The sequence below is a fragment of the Yoonia sp. MH D7 genome, from assembly GCF_054439475.1.
In genome coordinates this window covers 3,195,654-3,213,770 of record NZ_JBTJCF010000001.1, presented here as the reverse complement: position 1 = coordinate 3,213,770, position 18,117 = coordinate 3,195,654, and the positions used below count along the sequence as shown (strand labels likewise).

Here is an 18,117-nt window from a genome sequence, read left to right as displayed (position 1 = left end):
CATTGACAGGGAACGGCGCAGAGGTAAATCCCGTCATGCCGCAACGCAGCGAATTGACAGCGCCATAAAATGTCGGATAATACCCACTAATACGAAACAAAATTACGCCACCCATTCTGGAGCCGCCCAATGTCGCACCCGATCAAAGACCGCCCATGGCTGTTCCGCACCTACGCGGGCCACTCCACTGCCAGCGCCTCGAACGCGCTTTACCGTGGCAACCTCGCCAAAGGACAAACCGGTCTTTCCGTAGCCTTCGATCTGCCGACCCAAACCGGCTACGACAGCGATCATATCCTCGCCCGTGGCGAGGTCGGCAAAGTCGGCGTGCCCGTCAGCCACCTTGGCGACATGCGCGCCCTCTTCAATGACATTCCGCTTGAACAAATGAACACTTCGATGACGATCAACGCGACCGCCCCGTGGCTGTTGTCGCTCTACATCGCTGTAGCCGAGGAACAAGGCGTCGACACAACAACCCTACAAGGCACCGTGCAAAACGACATCATCAAAGAATACCTGTCGCGCGGCACCTACATCTGTCCGCCTGAACCCAGCTTGCGCATGATCACCGACGTGGCAGCCTATACGCGCGAACACCTGCCCAAATGGAACCCGATGAACGTCTGCTCTTACCACCTGCAAGAGGCAGGCGCGACACCCGAAGAAGAACTCGCTTTTGCCCTCGCCACCGCCTGCGCCGTCCTCGACGATCTGCGCGGCAAAGTGCCCCCCGAAAATTTCCCCGAAATGGTTGGCCGCATCTCTTTCTTCGTGAACGCAGGCATCCGCTTCGTGACAGAACTGTGCAAGATGCGCGCCTTTGTCGAGCTTTGGGACGAAATCTGCGCCACCCGCTACGGCGTAGAAGACGCCAAATACCGCCGCTTCCGCTACGGTGTGCAGGTCAACTCTCTTGGCCTCACCGAACAGCAACCCGAAAATAACGTCTACCGTATCCTCTTGGAAACACTCGCGGTCACCCTCTCGAAAAACGCCCGCGCCCGCGCCGTGCAACTGCCCGCCTGGAACGAAGCCCTCGGCCTGCCCCGCCCATGGGACCAGCAATGGTCGCTCCGCATGCAACAAATCCTCGCCTATGAAACCGATCTGTTAGAATTCGACGACCTGTTCGACGGCAACCCCGCAATCGACCGCAAAGTCGCCTCACTCAAAGAAGGCGCGCGCGCAGAATTAGCCCAAATCGACAGCATGGGCGGCGCCGTGAACGCGATTGCCTACATGAAAGGACGCCTCGTCGACAGCAACGCCGCCCGCATCGCAGGTATTGAAAACGGCACCACCACCGTCGTCGGCGTGAACAAATGGCAAGCGGGCGAACCCTCGCCGCTCACCGCTGGCGACGACGCGATCATGGTCGCCGACAAGGGCGCCGAAGCCGACCAACTTGCCCGCCTTGCCGCATGGAAAACCTCCCGCGACAATACCGCCGTGCAAAACGCACTCACCGCCCTGCGCGCCGCCGCCGCCGATGGCACAAACATCATGATCCCCTCCATCGCTTGCGCGCGCGCTGGCGTGACAACCGGCGAATGGTCCGACGTGATCCGCGCCGCCTTCGGCCAATACCGCGCACCCACTGGCGTCAGCAAAAACCCCTCCAACCGCACCGAAGGCCTCGACGATTTACGCGAAAACGTTGACCGCGTCAGCCATGCGCTAGGACGCCGCCTGAAATTTCTCGTCGGCAAACCGGGCCTCGACGGCCACTCCAACGGTGCTGAACAAATCGCGGCCCGCGCGCGCGACTGCGGCATGGACATCGCCTACGAAGGCATCCGCCTGACCCCCGACGAAATCGTTGCCGCCGCTGCCGCCGACGACGCGCACGTTATCGGCCTTTCCATCCTGTCTGGCTCGCACATCCCGCTGATCGGCGATGTCATCACCAAACTTGCTGCTGCGGGCCTCTCGCACATCCCCGTCATCGCAGGCGGCATCATCCCCGAAGACGACGCCACGAAACTGCGCGCAATGGGCGTCGCAGCGGTTTACACCCCCAAAGACTTCGAATTGAACAAAATCATGGCCGACATCATCACCCTCGTAGATCCCGATAACCGCGCGCCCTAATTGTTCAACTTTTCCACCAGCGCATCATAGGTATAACTCTCGGCAATTTCCCCGTTGGTTTCTTTACGAAACCCGTCCGACACCGGCAAACAGGCAATACCGCATACCTGCCGCGCCACCATCAAACGGCTGTCAATATACCACAACCGCCCGCCAGGCGTGGCGACATAGCCGTTCAAATAAAACGCGCGGTCGCCCTCCATATCAATGTCACTGGGGATTTCGTTGAAATAGCCATCATCATAATCACCATGGGTATGATACGATGCAGTGACAGCCACATTGCGCGGAAACGGCGCAGTACACCCGTCGTGCGTGCCAGCCACAGCAGGGGTCGCCACCATCACACCCGTTTCGTCATAGCCGATATAGCCGCAATACTCGCGCTGCTTTTCAAACGACTTCAGTTGCAATTCCGTTAAAATCTCTCGCGCAATCTCTAGCTCGACCGCGTCTTGCGCCGCGACAGCCTGGCCAACAACCGCCGCAAAAATCACACTACCGATACGCATTTGTCTTCTACCCGCTGCCTCATTCACGCTAAACTAACCGCAACATTGAAAGGAAGCCATCATGACAATCCACATCGGCGCAAAATCCGGCGACATCGCCCCAACCGTCCTCATGCCGGGCGATCCCTACCGCGCAAAATGGGCGGCCGAGACCTTCCTCACCGACGCGCGCCTCGTGAACGAAGTCCGCGGGATGCTTGGCTACACAGGCACATGGCGCGGCAATCCCGTCACGATCCAAGGGTCGGGCATGGGCATGCCATCACTCTCGATCTACGCCAATGAACTGATCTCGGATTACAACGCCCAAACCCTGATCCGCATCGGCTCTTGCGGCGGCATGCAAGACCACGTGGGCATCCGCGACGTCATCCTCGCCATGACCGCGTCCAACATCTCGACCCCCTCTCGCGGCATCTTCAAAGAATTCAGTTTCGCACCCTGCGCGGACTACGGATTGCTCTCCGCCGCCCATGCAACAGCCATCGCAAAAGGTGTGAAAACCCACGTTGGCGGAATCTATTCGGCGGACGTCTTTTATGACGAACGCCCCGACCTGAACAAAGAAATGATCCGGCACGGCATCTTGGGCGTCGAAATGGAAGCCGCCGAACTCTACAACCTTGCCCACCGGCACAAACGCCGCGCCTTGGCGGTCCTCACCGTTTCCGACCACCTGATCACCCACGAATCCCTCCCCGCCTCCGAACGCGAAAGCAGCTTCGGCGAAATGGTCGAAATCGCTCTAGAGGCCGCGTTCCCATCATGAAAACCCTAGGAAATACGGGCATCCCCATCTCTGCAATTGGCCTTGGCTGTATGTCGTTTGGGCGCGCGATGGGCGACAGCACCACCGCTGAAAGCCACGCAACATTGGACGCCGCATGGGATGCAGGGATCAATTTTCTCGACGTGGCCAACATTTACGGCCCACACATCTCGGAACAGGTCATCGGCAGCTGGCTCGCCTCGCGCCCCCACCAACCTGTGATCGCCACCAAAGCGGGCCTTACCCGCAACACCGCCCGCCCCGTCAACAACGATCCCGCCTACCTCGAATCAGAACTCGACGGTTCTCTCAAACGCTTAGGCACCGAGGCAATCGACCTGTTCTACATCCACCGCCACGAAAAATCCGTCCCCATCGAGGACGTCGCAGGCTTCATGGGCACCCTTATCACCAAAGGCAAAATCAAAGGCTGGGGCATCTCCGAAATCTCGCCCACAACCCTACGCCGCGCCCACGCCGTCACCCCCGTTAGCGCCGTGCAGAACGAATACTCATTGTGGACACGCCAGCCCGAACTCGGGCTGATCCAAGCCTGTGCCAGCCTCGGCGTCACCTTCGTCGCCTTCTCACCCCTCGCGAGGGGCGTTTTCGGGCGCGATATCATCGACGTCAACGACGCAGGCTTCGGCACGTTCCGCGCAGCCATGCCACGCTTCCACGCTGAACACTGGCCCCAAAACGCGGCAACCGCCCAAGCCTTCCACACACTCGCCCGCGACCACGGCTACACCGCACCGGCCCTCGCACTTGCATGGATCATGGCCCAAGGCGACCACATCATCCCCATCCCTGGCACACGCAGCGTAGACCACCTGCACGACTGGGCCGCCGCCGATCAAATCAAAATCAGCCCCGATCTCGCCGCAAAAATCGACGCGACCCTGCCCGTCGGCTGGGCATGGGGCGACCGCTACAGCGAGGCACAATCAGCGACCGCCGAACGGTACTGCTAACGCCCGTGGGTGCGGTCATAGGCGTTCACCGCAGGCGGCACCCACCCTTCCAACGCCCCATCCGCAGGCGTGAAAACCTCCATCTTCAACGGATAACAGGCAGCAGTGTCACTCGAATGCTCATCACTGCAATCCCCACCGGGACACGCACTCAATACCGCGACCACATCAATCTCGGCAAATAATTCCAGATAATCACCCTCCCGCACAGGGCTGGCCTTCATGAAATACTGCCCCGTATCGCGGGTAAATCCGGTGCACATAAACAGGTTCATCACATCATGCACATGCGCCTCAGCCTGCACCAAACTCAGCCCCGCATAATCCGCCAAGGCCCGCGTCAGGTTCGAATGGCAGCAATGATGATAATCATCCCCCGACAATAACTTGCCGGTATAAGGATCGCAGCGCGTGCCAATCACGTCGTGCACAGAACCGCCAAACTCATCGATGCCATACCACGCCAGCGTATCCTCAAACACCGTCGCCATCGGCCGCAAATAAGGAAAACACGACCACATGCGGTCCCCTGTGGTGATATGCGTGCCATGCAATGCGCGGGTCTTGCCCGAATAAAACCGCTCTGCCAAATCCCCCTTGGCAAACAAGTTTAAGTCGCCAACCTGCGGTCCATCCACGGAACTCATCCGCAAAAACGACCCCGCAGGCACTTCAATCACCGCGGCCTCTCGCGGCGGCACTAGCACCTCGTCCGTCAAAGCGGCCCCCTCCCGCGCCCGCGCATAAAGCGCCAGATCAGGCTGCGGCAAGGTCTCCACAGGATAACAAATCACAGGTTTCACCGCACGGCGCGCTGCCGCATCTTTAGGTTCATTCATCACTCTGTTTTCTCCTCAACGCTTAATTTCTTCTTACGTGTAAAAAGGCGCGGCGTCCCTTCGGGCGCACTCCATTCCTCATTGCGCGTCGCGATCATTGTGCCAGCAAGAGCCGCAAACGACAGCGTAGCACCCGCAAGTAACGCATAATCCGCCGACCGCAAAATCATATACAAAAGCCCGTAAAGCACGACCAACATCGCCGCCAACACCCAGACACGCCGCCCCAGCTTCAACCCCGTGACCCCGTAAACAATCAAAAGCCCGACCGTCGCCACCGACGCCAGCAAATACGCATAGGCAAATCCAATTTGCTCGGCATAGGCCACCATCAACAACACAAATATCGCCTGCGCCAAACCGATCAAAATATATTGCACCGGATGCGCCTGCTTTTTCTGCCGCATTTCGATCAACAGCACCGTTAGAAACGTCAACGACACAAACAAAATGCCGTAATTCGCCGCCCGAAACGCCTTTTGATAAAAATCATTGGGTTGATAAAACCGAACACCAAAGGCAACAGCCTCCTCCATGCCGCCCGTATCACTGCGCGACACCTGCGGCAAATTCCGCGCCAGATGCGGTATCGACCAAGTTGCCTCGAACCCCGCCTCCGTCACTTCATGCTCATTGGGCAAATAAGCACCGCTGAAACTTGGATGCGGCCAATCGCTCTGCATGGTTACATTCGACGTGCGCCCAACAGGCGACACCATCACGCTTTCTGCCCCATTGAACCCTAACGCCAGCTGATAGGTTTGATGCAAACGCGGATCGCCCAAGTCCGCCCTGATCCCGCTCTCGCCAGTGCCATCCGCGCCGCGCGGCTCCAGCGGAAAATCGGCACCATCCACCGTCAAAGACGCGACTCCGCGCAACGCTTTATTTGCGGTCAGTCCCACCTGCAAATAGGCATCGCTCCATAAAATCTCTTCGCCCGCCTGCAACTGCGCATCCACACCGGCGGTGTCATAGTCAAACGCGATCGACAGATCCGCCGTATAAACCGGCACCTGAAAAATCCCGCGCTTTCGCTGCTCGGTCTGCGTGCCCAAATCCGCATCAAACAACATCGGCAACACAAATACCGGCCTTTTCGCTTGAATTTTTGTCACCTCGAACATCTCGACCGTGACCGCACCCGTGACAGGATCAACCGCCTCACGACTTTCCTTGATCGTCACAGGACCCTGCACGGGCAACACCAGAATGGGACCATAAATACTCTGACGGCCACCCCATTCGTCACCCACTGTGCGAATTGCCTCGCGCGAATAATGCGCGCGCGCATCAATCACAGAGCTGACCATCATCAGCGGAATCACCATAAACAGCGCCAAAACCCCGACAATCAGGAACCGCGCACCAGTAGACTTCAACATAACCAATCCTTCTCTTTTTCACTGACCCAGTGCTAACCCGGACATCGCACACAGCCCCACGACTATTTTCGCAGTTCTTGTGCAGAACGCAAAACGGCGACGCCACCGCGCCGCCGTTTCAAATACATCAAATAGATCGCGCCTTAAACGACGCGCTCAACCATCTTCTGTTTGATATGCGCAATCGCCTTGGCAGGGTTCAATCCCTTAGGGCACGTCTTGGCGCAGTTCATAATCGTGTGGCAACGGTACAATTTGAACGGATCTTCCAACTCGTCCAAACGCTCGCCAGTCGCCTCATCACGGCTATCAATGATCCAACGATACGCATGCAACAACGCAGCTGGGCCCAAATACCGATCGCCATTCCACCAATACGACGGGCAAGACGTGGAACAACAGGCACACATCACGCACTCATAAAGACCGTCCAGCTTTTCGCGGTCCTCAATCGACTGACGCCATTCCTTTGCAGGAGCCGCTGTTTTGGTCTCAAGCCACGGCATAATGCTCGCGTGCTGGGCATAAAAATGCGTCAGATCAGGGATCAAATCCTTGATCACGGGCAGATGCGGCAATGGGTAAATCTTCACATCGCCGGAAACTTCATCCATGCCATAAATACAGGCCAATGTGTTGATCCCGTCGATGTTCATCGCACAAGACCCGCAAATCCCCTCGCGGCAAGAGCGGCGGAACGTCAGCGTCGGATCAATCTCGTTCTTGATCTTGATCAACGCATCCAGAACCATCGGACCGCAATTATCCATATCAATGAAATAAGTGTCCAACGACGGATTTTTTCCATCATCAGGGCTCCAACGATACACCTGCACCTTACGCAGATTTTTCGCGCCCTCAGGTTTCGGCCATGTTTTGCCCGTCACCATGCGGCTATTCTTAGGAAGCGTCAGTTCTACCATAATCGTGTCTCCTCAAGGGCAAATGCCCCAAAACCTTACATATTCCGCAGTACAGGGCGACGAATTGGGCCCTCACCAGTAATTTCGATAACGCAACGATCATACAACACATCAGGATCAGCCCCGCGCAGGAAATCGCTCGAAATGCCAATCTCCGCCTCGGTAAACGCACCCGATTTATTGTTCACGCCAAAGGTCACACCACCGGTCGGCCCCTGCGCATCACGCGCGCGCTTTTCGCAATGATCTGCCGCCTGCTGCGGCGTCATCGTGGTGCTACAAGCCCCCAACATCAGCAAAACTACAGCCAAGCGGATCATAACGGCCCACCTGTGCAATAAAGCGTGCCAGCATACATGCCAGTATATCCAGCCGGACAAGAACCACCCGTCACAGACGCAGGGGTCGCTTGAACAGGCAAAGTTGTCTCAACGCGCGCCACAGGCACAGGCATCAGCGGCGCAGCACCCAATGGCACAACTTCCATACCATCTGCCAATGTCACCGGCTGGCCTGCGCAAATATTAATGCGATCCGCATCCGTCGGTGTGATCTGGTCAAACGGCACAGCGCGCGCCTGCGCCACACCACCATCAAACGACACTTCAGTCTGCAACTGACCGCCCAGCCCCAACTGCGCCTTACAATTCACGATCGCCAATTCCATCTGCTCTGCCTGCGCGTTCAGCGTAGGACCCTGCGCAGTGCAAGCCCCCAACATCATTGCGCCAAGCAATGGTAAGTGTCTGACGGCAGCAAAGATCATCGTGACAACATACTCAGACCGTTACCCAAAATGCAGGCATTGGCCGCTGGCCGCTGGGCAACCTGCAAAATGATCTCCGTCGACGCGGCCGTGCTGCCTACCGCCGCATTGGCCGCAATCATTGCAATCTCTTCGCCTGACGCCGCATCAACAATGCAATCGGTAATCGGCGCGGCATTCACGCCCGGAAACCGCTGCGCAACTTGACCGTTAATTACCATTTTGGCCTGATCGCGCATCGAAACCTCGATAATCTCTTCTGCACCCACGCAAGCCGAAACCGCTAAAAACGCCATGATACCTAATGACTTATGCATCAGAATGTCCGTTCTTTTGGTGCAATTTTGTTCAGGCTTATGCCGCCGTCTTTCTCCGTCGTCAGCGGTTCGGTTATCACAGGACGGTGGCTCAACGCGACCTTCACACCGTCAACGCGGCTGATCGTATGCACGCGCCAGTTTTCGTCGTCGCGGGTCGCGTAATCCTCATGGGCATGCGCGCCACGGCTTTCCTTGCGGGCCTCAGCACCAACAATCGTCGCCAGCGCATTTGGCATCAGATTGGTCAACTCAAGCGTTTCCATCAAGTCGGAATTCCAGACCATAGAGCGGTCAGTCACTTTGATATTGCCCATCTTACCGGCGACTTCGGTCATCTTTACGACGCCTTCTTTCAGCGTCTTATCGGTACGGAACACCGCCGCATCAGCCTGCATGGTTCTCTGCATTTCCAACCGCAATTCCGCCGTCGAGATATCACCCTTGGCATGACGCAACCCGTCAAAACGGTCAAACGCCGCGTCCACGGACGCTTGGTTCAGCACAGGGTTCGCTGCATTCCGGTCCACAACCTTGCCCGCTTGTATCGCCGCCGCACGGCCAAACACGACCAGATCGATCAGGCTGTTGGATCCAAGACGGTTCGCACCATGCACAGACGCACAACCTGCTTCACCAACCGCCATCAGACCAGGCACAACCGCGTTCGGGTCTCCCTGGGTCGGGTTCAAAACCTCACCATGATAGTTCGTCGGAATACCGCCCATGTTATAATGCACCGTCGGCAAAACAGGGATCGGCTCTTTGGTCACATCAACACCCGCAAAAATACGCGCGCTTTCAGAAATACCGGGCAAACGCAGGTTCAACGCTTCGGCTGGCAAGTGGTTCAGGTTCAGGTGGATATGATCCTTGCCCGCACCAACACCGCGCCCTTCGCGCATCTCCATCGTCATACAGCGCGATACATAATCGCGTGGCGCCAAATCTTTATAGTTCGGCGCATACCGCTCCATGAAACGCTCGCCTTCAGAGTTGGTCAGATAACCACCCTCGCCGCGCGCGCCCTCGGTGATCAGGCAACCCGCGCCATAAATCCCCGTCGGGTGAAACTGCACAAATTCCATATCCTGCAAAGCAAGACCCTGACGGGCCACCATGCCACCACCATCACCTGTACAAGTATGCGCAGACGTCGCAGAGAAATACGCACGACCATACCCGCCCGTCGCCAACACAGTCGTCTTGGCGTTAAACACATGCATGGTGCCATCATCCAGCTTCCACGCAACTACACCCTGACACTGCCCGTCCTCGGACATGATCAAATCAGTCGCGAAATACTCGATGTAAAACTCGGCTTTTTCCTTCAACGACTGGCCATAAAGCGTATGCAAAATCGCGTGACCAGTACGGTCAGCCGCCGCACAGGTCCGTTGCACAGGCGGGCCGTCACCGAATTCTGTTGTGTGACCACCAAACGGGCGCTGATAAATCTTGCCCTCTTCAGTGCGCGAGAATGGCACACCGTAATGCTCCAACTCGTAAACCGCCTTGGGGGCTTCACGCGCCAGATACTCCATCGCATCCGTATCGCCCAGCCAATCAGAGCCCTTTACAGTGTCAAACATATGCCACTGCCAGCTATCCGGTCCCATATTACCAAGCGAGGCAGCAATGCCACCTTGTGCCGCAACAGTGTGTGAACGGGTCGGGAAAACCTTGGTAATACACGCGGTCTTTAACCCTTGCTCGGCCAAGCCCAGCGTCGCACGCAACCCCGCACCGCCCGCGCCAATAACAATGGCATCATAAGTGTGAGTTTCATATTCATAAGCAGCCATCGTCATCATCTCCGGCGAAATTAAAGCGCGATGCGCAGCACGGCGATAACGCCCAGCGCTGCGGCACCATAAGAAAGGCAAATCATCGAAATCAGCAGGACCTTACGGGCCGTGCCTCTCACATAGTCCTCGATCAAGGTCTGAACACCCCCACGAAAATGGTGAAATCCGACCAACAGCGTCAGCACGGCAATCGTCGCCGGTACAGGACGCTGATAATAAGCGACGACCTCCGCATAAGGCTGGCCCAGAATGCCGCCAAATGTGAAAATAAACAACGGCACCAGCACAACAAGCGCCACAGAACTAACCATCATACTCCAATGATGCTGCGTACCAGACTTCGCTGAACCCATGCCGACGGCGCGTTGGCGATCTGTCATAAAACCCATATCAACGGCCCCTTACAATACAATTACAGTGAAAATAGTTAGCACAACCGAGGCCGCAATCATTACCAGCCCCGCCCGCTCCGAGCGTTTAACATCCAGCATATGACCCGAATCCCAGATCAGATGACGAATACCACCCGCCATGTGATACCAAATCGCCCATGTCGACAAAAACAGCACCAGATCACCAAACCAACTACGCACAAACCCGTCCGCAGTTGCAAATGCATCAGGCCCGGTCGCTGCCGCCGTTAACCACCAAACGATCATCAACGCCGTGACAAACAACGCATTCCCCGTCAAACGCACAAAGATCGATGTGATCGACGTCAGTTGCGGACGATAGATCGTCAAATGCGGCGAAAGCGGGCGATTGCCCCGGTTCACATCAGCCATTCCTAAATTCCCTTCAGACAGCGCAGCGCGCGATTAACTCTGTTTTGCACCATATCGCTGCCAGAGTCACGCAGCCACACCTTGATAAATCATGAAAAAGCGTCGCGTTAGCGCTAATTCTTGCGCTCTGTGATCACAGCCGAAATTTTTGTGATCACAAGCCCTACCTAAACTGGCATCAACGCCCAGTAATCCAGATCCAACAAAACCTCTGGCAGATATTTACCGTCATCACCGCGCAAATCACCCGCAGCACCGGTCGTCGCCACCAGCCGCAAACGAATAGCCCCAACGCCCGGCGCATTCGTCTCTGCCGTTTCCAGCACCTGCGACCACGCCCGCACGGTATCACCTGCGAAACAAGGATTGGCATGTGCGCCACCATTCAACGCCACAATCATCTGCGCATTCGCCAGCCCATTGAACGATAGCGCCCGCGCCATCGACATCACATGACCGCCATAAATCAACCGCTTGCCATCGGCACGGCTGGTTGCATCAAAATGCACCTTGGCCGTATTCTGCCACAACCGCGTGGCCAACATATGCTCGGCCTCTTCAATGGTGACACCATCCACATGGTCAATGATCTCGCCCACCGCGTAATCCGCCATCCGGTGTGGCTCGCCCGCCAGCGTAAAATCATAACGCGTGAAATCCAGCCCGTCAGGAATCACCAAGTCGGCCGCATCCACCACAGCACGCAACTCAGGCACAACCGCCTCAGGTGCTGCCCCCGCATCACGGCGTTTCACCATCACCCAACGCACATATTCCATCAACACATCACCATGCTGATTGCGCCCCGTGGTGCGGACCCAAACAATTCCGGTTTTGCCATTCGAGTTCTGCTTGACGCCAATCACCTCCGACGTCGCGGTAACGGTATCACCCTCCCACAACGGCGCAATCCAGCGGCCCTCTGCATAACCCAAATTCGCCACCGCATTCAGCGACACATCAGGCACAGTCTTGCCAAACACCGTGTGAAACGTGATCAAATCATCCAGCGGACTGAACGGCAAACCACAAGACTTCGCAAACATATCCGACGAATGCAGGGCATGACGGGCAGGATATAGCGCATGATATAACGCCCTCTCGCCCATCTTGATCGTACGCGGCACGGCATGTGTGATCACATCGCCAACGCCGTAATCCTCAAAAAACCGCCCCGCATTCGTCTTGCTCATTACACAGCGCCCAGCTTCATCTCACGCGAATACTCCACGTCAGCCTCTTTGGTCACTGCCTGTGCACAGCGCATCACGCCATTAGCGGCATCAAACCCATAGGCAGGCGAGCCATGCAGCGACCAGCCCTTAGACAAAGCCTCCGTCACGCGGTGGCAAAACTCGGACGTGTCGTCCTCGGTTATCATACGGTAAACAATCATATCTTATCCAAACGGGTTATAGCCGAGCCATGAGTGGATCAGCGAGACAACAACAAAAACCACGACAGTCACGACAATCGGGATCAATTCTTTAATCGGCGCACGCTCTGGTGCAGGGGTCCATACAGGCTCGGCACGGTTGATCAAAACCATGCTCACAACAGCCCAAACCAGCAAGCCGCCAAATAACACAAACGATGGCGTATCACCATTCACCAGCAAATGCGCAACCGCCCAAACCGAAAATCCGGTTAACTGCGGATGCCGCAGCTTGCGGCCCAGCCAAACCCGTGGACGACCCGGACCAGGCGCACCCGTCGCATAGAGATATAGCGCCAAAAACATCAGCAGGTTGTTAATCCCCGCCATCGCAGGGGTACGGCCCCAATAAATGGTGCCATCCCATGCACGATACCCCAGCACCATCATCACAATCGCCAGAACAGAGGCAATCGCCACAAACAATTTGCCCTTATCGCCAAATTTTGCACGGCTCTCGGGCGCGACACGCTTCCACAAATGGACCGCCGACCAAATAACCACACCCAGAACAAGTAAAAACATCTAAGCCTCCAAAGCGGCGATTGCCGCAGCTTTGCGCAACGTCGCCTGTGCCGTCACGATATGCAAGTTCTCAACGATCTTGCCGTCAACAACCACTACACCACCGTCGCCCGCTTCGAACGCCGCGATTTGCCGCGCCGCCAAATCCACCTCATCCGCACTGGGGCCAAACGCGGCATTACAAATCGCAATCTGCGCAGGATGGATCAAAGTCTTGCCATCAAACCCCATATCGCGGCCCTCGGCACATTCTGCCGCAAGCCCGTCATCATCCTTGAACGCATTATAAACACCGTCCAACACAACAATTCCCGCTGCTCTGGCCGCGAGAACAGACAATTGCAACGATGTCATTAACGCTCCGCGCGTCCGCGAGTTCAGATCCTTCGCCAGATCATTGGTCCCCAAAACGAACCCCGCCATTTTAGGGTGCGCCGCAATGCTTGCGGCATTCATCACCCCCTGCGGTGTCTCGATCATCGCCCAGAAAACCTTATCCGGGATAAGGTTTTGCAACGCATCCAAATCCGCCGTGCTATTCACCTTGGGCAATAAAACCGCATCACAGTCCATCTGCGCAATCGCCGCCGCATCGTCCGCACCCCACATGCTATCCAGCGCATTCATCCGCACCACCTTCAAACGCGGACCGTAATCAGCAGCCAATGCTGCGGCCAATGTCACACGCGCCTCCACCTTGGCATCAGGGCCGACCGCATCCTCCAAATCAAACAAGATCACATCAACAGGCAAGCCGCGAGCCTTCTCCAAGGCGCGCTCCTTTGATGCAGGGATATACAGCGCAGATCGGTAGGGGCGGTCAAACATAGCTTCTTCCTCGCAATAATGTTGCGCCAGATTGGACAGAAAACACGCAATCAATCAACCAAAAACGCGCCGCAACGCAGCATAAACCACGCGCAATGAGCCACCGTCGCGGTGATACGAACACTGTCACGGCTCTCGCGCACTCTTTGCAACCACACATTATGCCGCCGCAAGCCCTAGCCTGAACTGCGGCGATACCCCCACCATTCAATGCCTAAATCGCAATCCAGATCAGGCGGATACCCGTCAGCGTCAACAACACATATGTCAAACCAAAGAACACGCGCTCGGGCACCAAATGATGCATCTTCACGCCGATCCACGCACCAATCAATGCAAACGGCGCCAGCAATAACGCCCCCTTGAACGTATCCAGCGTGAAAATGCCGAGGAAAAAATACGGCACAAACTTCATCCAGTTAATCGCCCAAAAGGTAATCACCGTCGTCGCCTGAAACACCAGCTTACTAAACCCCTGCGACAACATAAACACAGCAGCCGGCGGGCCGCCTGCATGGCTGACAAAACTGGTAAAACCTGACACAGCCCCTGCAATCCACGCATAACGCCGTAGCGCAGGCAAACGACGGACCTGCATCAAACCCCAACTTTGCGACAATTGAAACACCACAAACCCCAGACAAATAAGCCCGATCAAGACGCGGAACACATTGGCATCCACAACGCTATAAACCCAAGACGCGACCAGCACCCCCGGAATAGCGCCCAGCATCATGCCCTTGGCGGCGGGCCAATCCCATTTGCCCCAATAGGGTTTTAACGCGGCAGCATCCACCAACATAAATAGCGGCAACACAATGCCCAGCGCCGCCCCAGGTGGCACCACCAACGCCAGAATCGCACCCGCAGCAAATGATGCACCCGATCCGAAACCGGCCTTGGAAATTCCACCAAAAATGATCGCGGGAATACCTATCGCGAAAAACTGCCAACCAAATTCGATCATCCGATGTCCTGCTATGGTTCTCTTATTAAGCACTCTTTAGCTGAGACAGCTGTCAGGAACTATAACGTTTTCACCACGCTGCACCGCGGCGCACTTGCTTTGCGACGGACAAAGCCTTACCCAAAGCGGCAGAATTCAACCCAAATAGGACGCATCAAATGGCTAGACCTAAAATTGCCCTCATCGGCGCCGGACAAATCGGCGGTACGCTTGCACACCTCGCAGCCGTAAAAGAACTCGGCGACGTCGTGCTTTTCGACATCGCGGAAGGCTTCCCGCAAGGCAAATCTCTCGACATCGCAGAATCCGGCCCTTCGGCTAAATTCGACGGGTCGTTCAAAGGCACCAATGACTACGCTGATATCGCAGGCGCAGACGTTTGCATCGTGACCGCTGGCGTTCCGCGCAAGCCGGGCATGAGCCGTGATGACCTTCTGGGGATCAACCTCAAAGTGATGAAATCCGTTGGCGAAGGCATCAAAGCCCACGCGCCAAACGCATTCGTCATCTGTATCACAAACCCGCTTGATGCGATGGTTTGGGCGCTTCAGACATTTTCGGGCCTGCCCCCACATATGGTTTGCGGCATGGCTGGCGTGCTTGATTCGGCACGTTTCCGTCACTTCCTTGCAGAAGAATTCAACGTCTCGATGCGCGATGTAACCGCGTTCGTTCTGGGCGGTCACGGCGACACAATGGTGCCGCTAGAGCGTTACTCGACAGTTGCGGGTATCCCTTTGCCAGATCTGGTGAAAATGGGTTGGACCACGCAAGAGAAGCTGGACACAATCGTTCAGCGGACACGCGACGGCGGCGCAGAAATCGTTGGCTTGCTGAAAACAGGCTCTGCTTTCTACGCACCAGCAACATCCGCAATCGAAATGGCCGAAGCGTTCTTGAAAGATCAAAAGCGCCTGTTGCCATGCGCGGCACACGTTGACGGCGCTTACGGCCTCGACGGGTTCTATGTTGGTGTGCCAACAATCATCGGTGCTGGTGGCATCGAGCGCGTTGTCGAAATCCAGATGAACAAAGACGAGCAAGCGATGTTCGACAAATCTGTCGACGCGGTCAAAGGTCTGGTTGCAGCCTGCAAAGACATCGACAGCACGCTGGCGTAAACCATTAAGTATCACCCAAGAAAAGCGTCCCTTCTGGGGCGCTTTTTGCGTTTTGAGGGTAGAGCCACGTTGCTACATGTCTTGACCTAGCTTCCAAATCTGCTGGCTTTTCACTCCTAGCCGCTCATTACTACTGTCTCAAATCGTTTTGCAAAAATCACGGCCAAAGCAAGCAGTCACCTTGGCAAAATGGGCGCTTCTTTCTCGCGCTTAGATCACCTCACCTCGGTCGAAATTATTTCTTCAAAGACATCATCGCGTGTCCAAAATCGCGATCTGATGCATAACCCGACACACACTAAACTGGGCAAAAAGTAGGCATTTTACAGTCGAATCCTTTGCCAAAACGTCGCATCTCTCCGACTTATTCCATTATCCGAATCACAGTTAACGCCCAATAGCTGACATTTGTGATCACAGCATTTTCGCGTGTGATCACAAATGTCACTTTTTTCGCTTTGTTCATAAATCCTTGTTCTTTTAGGTGTCGGACTGTGGTTCAAATGGTCAACACCCAGCAACGCAAGGGACGCATTGATGAATATCCACGAATACCAAGCCAAAGCGCTACTGGCCTCCTACGGGGCACCCGTCAGCGACGGACGCGCCGTTTTGAAGGCCGAAAACGCCAAAACAGCCGCAGGCGAAATGGACGGCCCACTTTGGGTTGTGAAGGCCCAAATCCACGCAGGTGGCCGTGGCAAAGGCAAATTCAAAGAAGCCGATGCAGGTGAAGCTGGCGGTGTACGTCTGACCAAATCTGTCGAAGAGGCCGCGCAAGAGGCCAAGAAAATGCTGGGCCGCACCTTGGTCACACACCAGACCGGACCTGCGGGCAAGGTCGTGAACCGCGTCTATATCGAAGACGGTTCTGGCATTGAAACAGAAATGTATCTGGCACTGCTGGTTGATCGCCAGTCGTCGCGCATCGGCTTTGTTGTCTCGACCGAGGGCGGTATGGACATTGAAGAAGTGGCCGCAAACACCCCTGAGAAAATCATCAACTTTACCGTTGATCCGGCGACAGGCTATCAGGCATTCCATGGTCGCCGCGTCGCATTTGCGCTGGGCTTAACCGGCGGTCAGGTCAAGCAGTGCGTGACCTTGATGGGTCAGCTTTACAAAGCATTCACCGAAAAAGACATGGAGATGCTGGAAATCAACCCGCTGATCGTGACCGACAAGGGCGACCTTAAGGTGCTTGACGCGAAAGTGTCATTCGACGGCAACGCGATTTACCGCCACGCGGATATCGCCGCATTGCGCGATGAAACCGAAGAAGATCCAAAAGAGCTGGCAGCGTCCAAATTTGACCTGAACTACATCGCCCTTGACGGTGAAATCGGCTGCATGGTGAACGGCGCAGGCCTTGCGATGGCCACAATGGACATCATCAAGCTGTATGGCGCCGAGCCTGCCAACTTCCTCGACGTTGGTGGCGGTGCGACCAAAGAAAAGGTCACAGAAGCCTTCAAGATCATCACCTCTGATCCACAGGTCAAAGGCATTCTGGTCAATATCTTTGGCGGTATCATGCGCTGCGATGTGATCGCAGAGGGTGTAGTTGCGGCCGTAAAAGAGGTCGGCCTGAAAGTGCCATTGGTTGTCCGTCTTGAAGGCACCAACGTCGCCGAAGGCAAAGCCATCATCAACAACTCCGGTCTCGACGTTATCGCGGCTGACGACCTGAAGGATGGCGCACAAAAAATTGTCGCCGCAGTGAAAGGGTAAAACGATGACGAAAGCAACATTCGTGATGACCATATGCGGCGTTCTGGTAATGGCAGGTTGCGTAGATAGTCGCGAGCCAAGCACAGTGCGTAGCGGTCCGCAGGCCGAAAGCCCGATTGCGGATGCACCGGGCGGCAAATTGCCAATCGGCACAGCGGCGGCGACCCGCGTGATCATCGACGACAGCACATCAATGGTGAGTGCTCCAATGAATGTCGCTAGTCCGGCGGTCACAACCGCGCCGGCACAAACCAACGGCAGTATCTTTGAATTCACCCGCTAAGATCGCCCTTTGACCGCGACCGCGCCGATAACGCCGACAAACAGGTGAAATCGGC

20 protein-coding genes and 1 pseudogene are annotated in these 18,117 nt (G+C 56.0%); 6 read left to right on the top strand and 15 right to left on the bottom strand.

Going from position 1 to position 18,117, the window contains the following annotated elements:
* Nucleotides 1-123: 123 nt before the first annotated feature.
* A pseudogene (locus tag ACXLHR_RS16005) lies at nt 124-2,094 on the top strand (protein meaA); the annotation flags it as partial.
* Here the strand turns inward: ACXLHR_RS16005 and ACXLHR_RS16000 are convergent.
* Nucleotides 2,091-2,606 (bottom strand): DUF4329 domain-containing protein, encoded by a 516-nt coding sequence (locus ACXLHR_RS16000; RefSeq protein WP_458792365.1) that lies wholly within the window; start codon nt 2,604-2,606, stop codon nt 2,091-2,093. The pseudogene ACXLHR_RS16005 and the gene ACXLHR_RS16000 sit on opposite strands and share 4 nt — an antisense overlap.
* A gap of 61 nt (nt 2,607-2,667) precedes the next feature.
* Here ACXLHR_RS16000 and deoD point away from each other — a divergent pair, with 61 nt between their 5' ends.
* Both deoD and ACXLHR_RS15990 read left to right on the top strand, forming a co-directional pair.
* Entirely contained in the window at nt 2,668-3,375 is a 708-nt protein-coding gene (gene deoD, locus ACXLHR_RS15995; RefSeq protein WP_458792364.1) for a purine-nucleoside phosphorylase, read from the top strand.
* Nucleotides 3,372-4,349: an aldo/keto reductase gene (locus tag ACXLHR_RS15990; RefSeq protein WP_458792363.1), complete on the top strand. Its 978-nt coding sequence runs from the start codon at nt 3,372-3,374 to the stop codon at nt 4,347-4,349. The genes deoD and ACXLHR_RS15990 overlap by 4 nt, the downstream gene beginning before the upstream one ends.
* Here ACXLHR_RS15990 and ACXLHR_RS15985 read toward each other — a convergent pair.
* The 14 genes from ACXLHR_RS15985 to ACXLHR_RS15920 all read right to left on the bottom strand — a co-directional run bounded on the left by ACXLHR_RS15985 (nt 4,346) and on the right by ACXLHR_RS15920 (nt 14,927).
* Nucleotides 4,346-5,188 (bottom strand): urea carboxylase-associated family protein, encoded by an 843-nt coding sequence (locus ACXLHR_RS15985; RefSeq protein WP_458792362.1) that lies wholly within the window; start codon nt 5,186-5,188, stop codon nt 4,346-4,348. The genes ACXLHR_RS15990 and ACXLHR_RS15985 overlap by 4 nt on opposite strands.
* Complete coding sequence (creD, locus tag ACXLHR_RS15980; RefSeq protein ID WP_458792361.1) at nt 5,188-6,573, bottom strand: cell envelope integrity protein CreD; 1,386 nt, start codon at nt 6,571-6,573, stop codon at nt 5,188-5,190. Before creD ends, ACXLHR_RS15985 begins: the two co-directional genes overlap by 1 nt.
* Nucleotides 6,574-6,716: 143 nt before the next feature.
* Complete coding sequence (locus ACXLHR_RS15975; protein WP_458792360.1) at nt 6,717-7,496, bottom strand: succinate dehydrogenase iron-sulfur subunit; 780 nt, start codon at nt 7,494-7,496, stop codon at nt 6,717-6,719.
* A 35-nt stretch (nt 7,497-7,531) separates the two neighbouring features.
* On the bottom strand, nt 7,532-7,816 hold the full coding sequence (locus tag ACXLHR_RS15970; protein ID WP_458792359.1) for a hypothetical protein: 285 nt from the start codon (nt 7,814-7,816) through the stop codon (nt 7,532-7,534).
* The gene (locus ACXLHR_RS15965) at nt 7,813-8,262 is read right to left on the bottom strand and encodes a hypothetical protein (RefSeq protein WP_458792358.1); all 450 of its coding nucleotides are present in this window, start codon (nt 8,260-8,262) and stop codon (nt 7,813-7,815) included. The genes ACXLHR_RS15970 and ACXLHR_RS15965 overlap by 4 nt, the downstream gene beginning before the upstream one ends.
* On the bottom strand, nt 8,259-8,579 hold the full coding sequence (locus ACXLHR_RS15960; RefSeq protein WP_458792357.1) for a succinate dehydrogenase: 321 nt from the start codon (nt 8,577-8,579) through the stop codon (nt 8,259-8,261). Before ACXLHR_RS15960 ends, ACXLHR_RS15965 begins: the two co-directional genes overlap by 4 nt.
* Nucleotides 8,579-10,384, bottom strand: a complete 1,806-nt coding sequence (gene sdhA, locus ACXLHR_RS15955; RefSeq protein ID WP_458792356.1) for a succinate dehydrogenase flavoprotein subunit — start codon at nt 10,382-10,384, stop codon at nt 8,579-8,581. Before sdhA ends, ACXLHR_RS15960 begins: the two co-directional genes overlap by 1 nt.
* 20 nt (nt 10,385-10,404) lie before the next feature.
* Complete coding sequence (sdhD, locus tag ACXLHR_RS15950; RefSeq protein ID WP_458792355.1) at nt 10,405-10,776, bottom strand: succinate dehydrogenase, hydrophobic membrane anchor protein; 372 nt, start codon at nt 10,774-10,776, stop codon at nt 10,405-10,407.
* A gap of 12 nt (nt 10,777-10,788) precedes the next feature.
* Nucleotides 10,789-11,172, bottom strand: a complete 384-nt coding sequence (sdhC, locus tag ACXLHR_RS15945; protein ID WP_458792354.1) for a succinate dehydrogenase, cytochrome b556 subunit — start codon at nt 11,170-11,172, stop codon at nt 10,789-10,791.
* 167 nt (nt 11,173-11,339) lie between these two features.
* Nucleotides 11,340-12,365 (bottom strand): MaoC family dehydratase, encoded by a 1,026-nt coding sequence (locus ACXLHR_RS15940; RefSeq protein WP_458792353.1) that lies wholly within the window; start codon nt 12,363-12,365, stop codon nt 11,340-11,342.
* Nucleotides 12,365-12,568, bottom strand: a complete 204-nt coding sequence (locus tag ACXLHR_RS15935; RefSeq protein ID WP_458792352.1) for a DUF1737 domain-containing protein — start codon at nt 12,566-12,568, stop codon at nt 12,365-12,367. Before ACXLHR_RS15935 ends, ACXLHR_RS15940 begins: the two co-directional genes overlap by 1 nt.
* Nucleotides 12,569-12,571: 3 nt before the next feature.
* A complete protein-coding gene (locus tag ACXLHR_RS15930; RefSeq protein WP_458792351.1) occupies nt 12,572-13,132 on the bottom strand; it encodes an NnrU family protein in 561 nt (186 codons plus the stop codon).
* Complete coding sequence (locus tag ACXLHR_RS15925) at nt 13,133-13,960, bottom strand: HpcH/HpaI aldolase/citrate lyase family protein (RefSeq protein WP_458792350.1); 828 nt, start codon at nt 13,958-13,960, stop codon at nt 13,133-13,135.
* A gap of 214 nt (nt 13,961-14,174) precedes the next feature.
* Nucleotides 14,175-14,927, bottom strand: a complete 753-nt coding sequence (locus ACXLHR_RS15920) for a sulfite exporter TauE/SafE family protein (RefSeq protein ID WP_458792349.1) — start codon at nt 14,925-14,927, stop codon at nt 14,175-14,177.
* Between the two features lie 158 nt (nt 14,928-15,085).
* On the opposite strand from ACXLHR_RS15920, the gene mdh reads away from it, so the two are divergent.
* From mdh to ACXLHR_RS15905, 3 genes are all read left to right on the top strand, one after another.
* Nucleotides 15,086-16,048, top strand: coding sequence for a malate dehydrogenase (gene mdh / locus ACXLHR_RS15915; protein WP_458792348.1), 963 nt, complete (start codon nt 15,086-15,088; stop codon nt 16,046-16,048).
* Between the two features lie 537 nt (nt 16,049-16,585).
* A complete protein-coding gene (gene sucC / locus ACXLHR_RS15910; RefSeq protein WP_458792347.1) occupies nt 16,586-17,779 on the top strand; it encodes an ADP-forming succinate--CoA ligase subunit beta in 1,194 nt (397 codons plus the stop codon).
* Between the two features lie 4 nt (nt 17,780-17,783).
* The gene (locus ACXLHR_RS15905) at nt 17,784-18,062 is read left to right on the top strand and encodes a hypothetical protein (protein ID WP_458792346.1); all 279 of its coding nucleotides are present in this window, start codon (nt 17,784-17,786) and stop codon (nt 18,060-18,062) included.
* The last annotated feature ends 55 nt before the right edge of the window (nt 18,063-18,117 follow it).

What these genes read in the sequence shown, in the direction of transcription:
- ACXLHR_RS15985 (WP_458792362.1), bottom strand. Translation starts at nt 5,188, where the DNA reads ATGAATGAACCTAAAGATGCGGCAGCGCGCCGTGCGGTGAAACCTGTG.
- sdhA (WP_458792356.1), bottom strand. Translation starts at nt 10,384, where the DNA reads ATGGCTGCTTATGAATATGAAACTCACACTTATGATGCCATTGTTATT.
- sdhC (WP_458792354.1), bottom strand. Translation starts at nt 11,172, where the DNA reads ATGGCTGATGTGAACCGGGGCAATCGCCCGCTTTCGCCGCATTTGACG.
- mdh (WP_458792348.1), top strand. Translation starts at nt 15,086, where the DNA reads ATGGCTAGACCTAAAATTGCCCTCATCGGCGCCGGACAAATCGGCGGT.
- ACXLHR_RS15990 (WP_458792363.1), top strand. Translation starts at nt 3,372, where the DNA reads ATGAAAACCCTAGGAAATACGGGCATCCCCATCTCTGCAATTGGCCTT.
- ACXLHR_RS15960 (WP_458792357.1), bottom strand. Translation starts at nt 8,579, where the DNA reads ATGCATAAGTCATTAGGTATCATGGCGTTTTTAGCGGTTTCGGCTTGC.
- ACXLHR_RS16000 (WP_458792365.1), bottom strand. Translation starts at nt 2,606, where the DNA reads ATGCGTATCGGTAGTGTGATTTTTGCGGCGGTTGTTGGCCAGGCTGTC.
- ACXLHR_RS15975 (WP_458792360.1), bottom strand. Translation starts at nt 7,496, where the DNA reads ATGGTAGAACTGACGCTTCCTAAGAATAGCCGCATGGTGACGGGCAAA.
- ACXLHR_RS15905 (WP_458792346.1), top strand. Translation starts at nt 17,784, where the DNA reads ATGACGAAAGCAACATTCGTGATGACCATATGCGGCGTTCTGGTAATG.
- creD (WP_458792361.1), bottom strand. Translation starts at nt 6,573, where the DNA reads ATGTTGAAGTCTACTGGTGCGCGGTTCCTGATTGTCGGGGTTTTGGCG.
- ACXLHR_RS15965 (WP_458792358.1), bottom strand. Translation starts at nt 8,262, where the DNA reads ATGATCTTTGCTGCCGTCAGACACTTACCATTGCTTGGCGCAATGATG.
- ACXLHR_RS15930 (WP_458792351.1), bottom strand. Translation starts at nt 13,132, where the DNA reads ATGTTTTTACTTGTTCTGGGTGTGGTTATTTGGTCGGCGGTCCATTTG.
- ACXLHR_RS15920 (WP_458792349.1), bottom strand. Translation starts at nt 14,927, where the DNA reads ATGATCGAATTTGGTTGGCAGTTTTTCGCGATAGGTATTCCCGCGATC.
- ACXLHR_RS15935 (WP_458792352.1), bottom strand. Translation starts at nt 12,568, where the DNA reads ATGATTGTTTACCGTATGATAACCGAGGACGACACGTCCGAGTTTTGC.
- sucC (WP_458792347.1), top strand. Translation starts at nt 16,586, where the DNA reads ATGAATATCCACGAATACCAAGCCAAAGCGCTACTGGCCTCCTACGGG.
- ACXLHR_RS15940 (WP_458792353.1), bottom strand. Translation starts at nt 12,365, where the DNA reads ATGAGCAAGACGAATGCGGGGCGGTTTTTTGAGGATTACGGCGTTGGC.
- ACXLHR_RS15925 (WP_458792350.1), bottom strand. Translation starts at nt 13,960, where the DNA reads ATGTTTGACCGCCCCTACCGATCTGCGCTGTATATCCCTGCATCAAAG.
- sdhD (WP_458792355.1), bottom strand. Translation starts at nt 10,776, where the DNA reads ATGGGTTTTATGACAGATCGCCAACGCGCCGTCGGCATGGGTTCAGCG.
- ACXLHR_RS15970 (WP_458792359.1), bottom strand. Translation starts at nt 7,816, where the DNA reads ATGATCCGCTTGGCTGTAGTTTTGCTGATGTTGGGGGCTTGTAGCACC.
- deoD (WP_458792364.1), top strand. Translation starts at nt 2,668, where the DNA reads ATGACAATCCACATCGGCGCAAAATCCGGCGACATCGCCCCAACCGTC.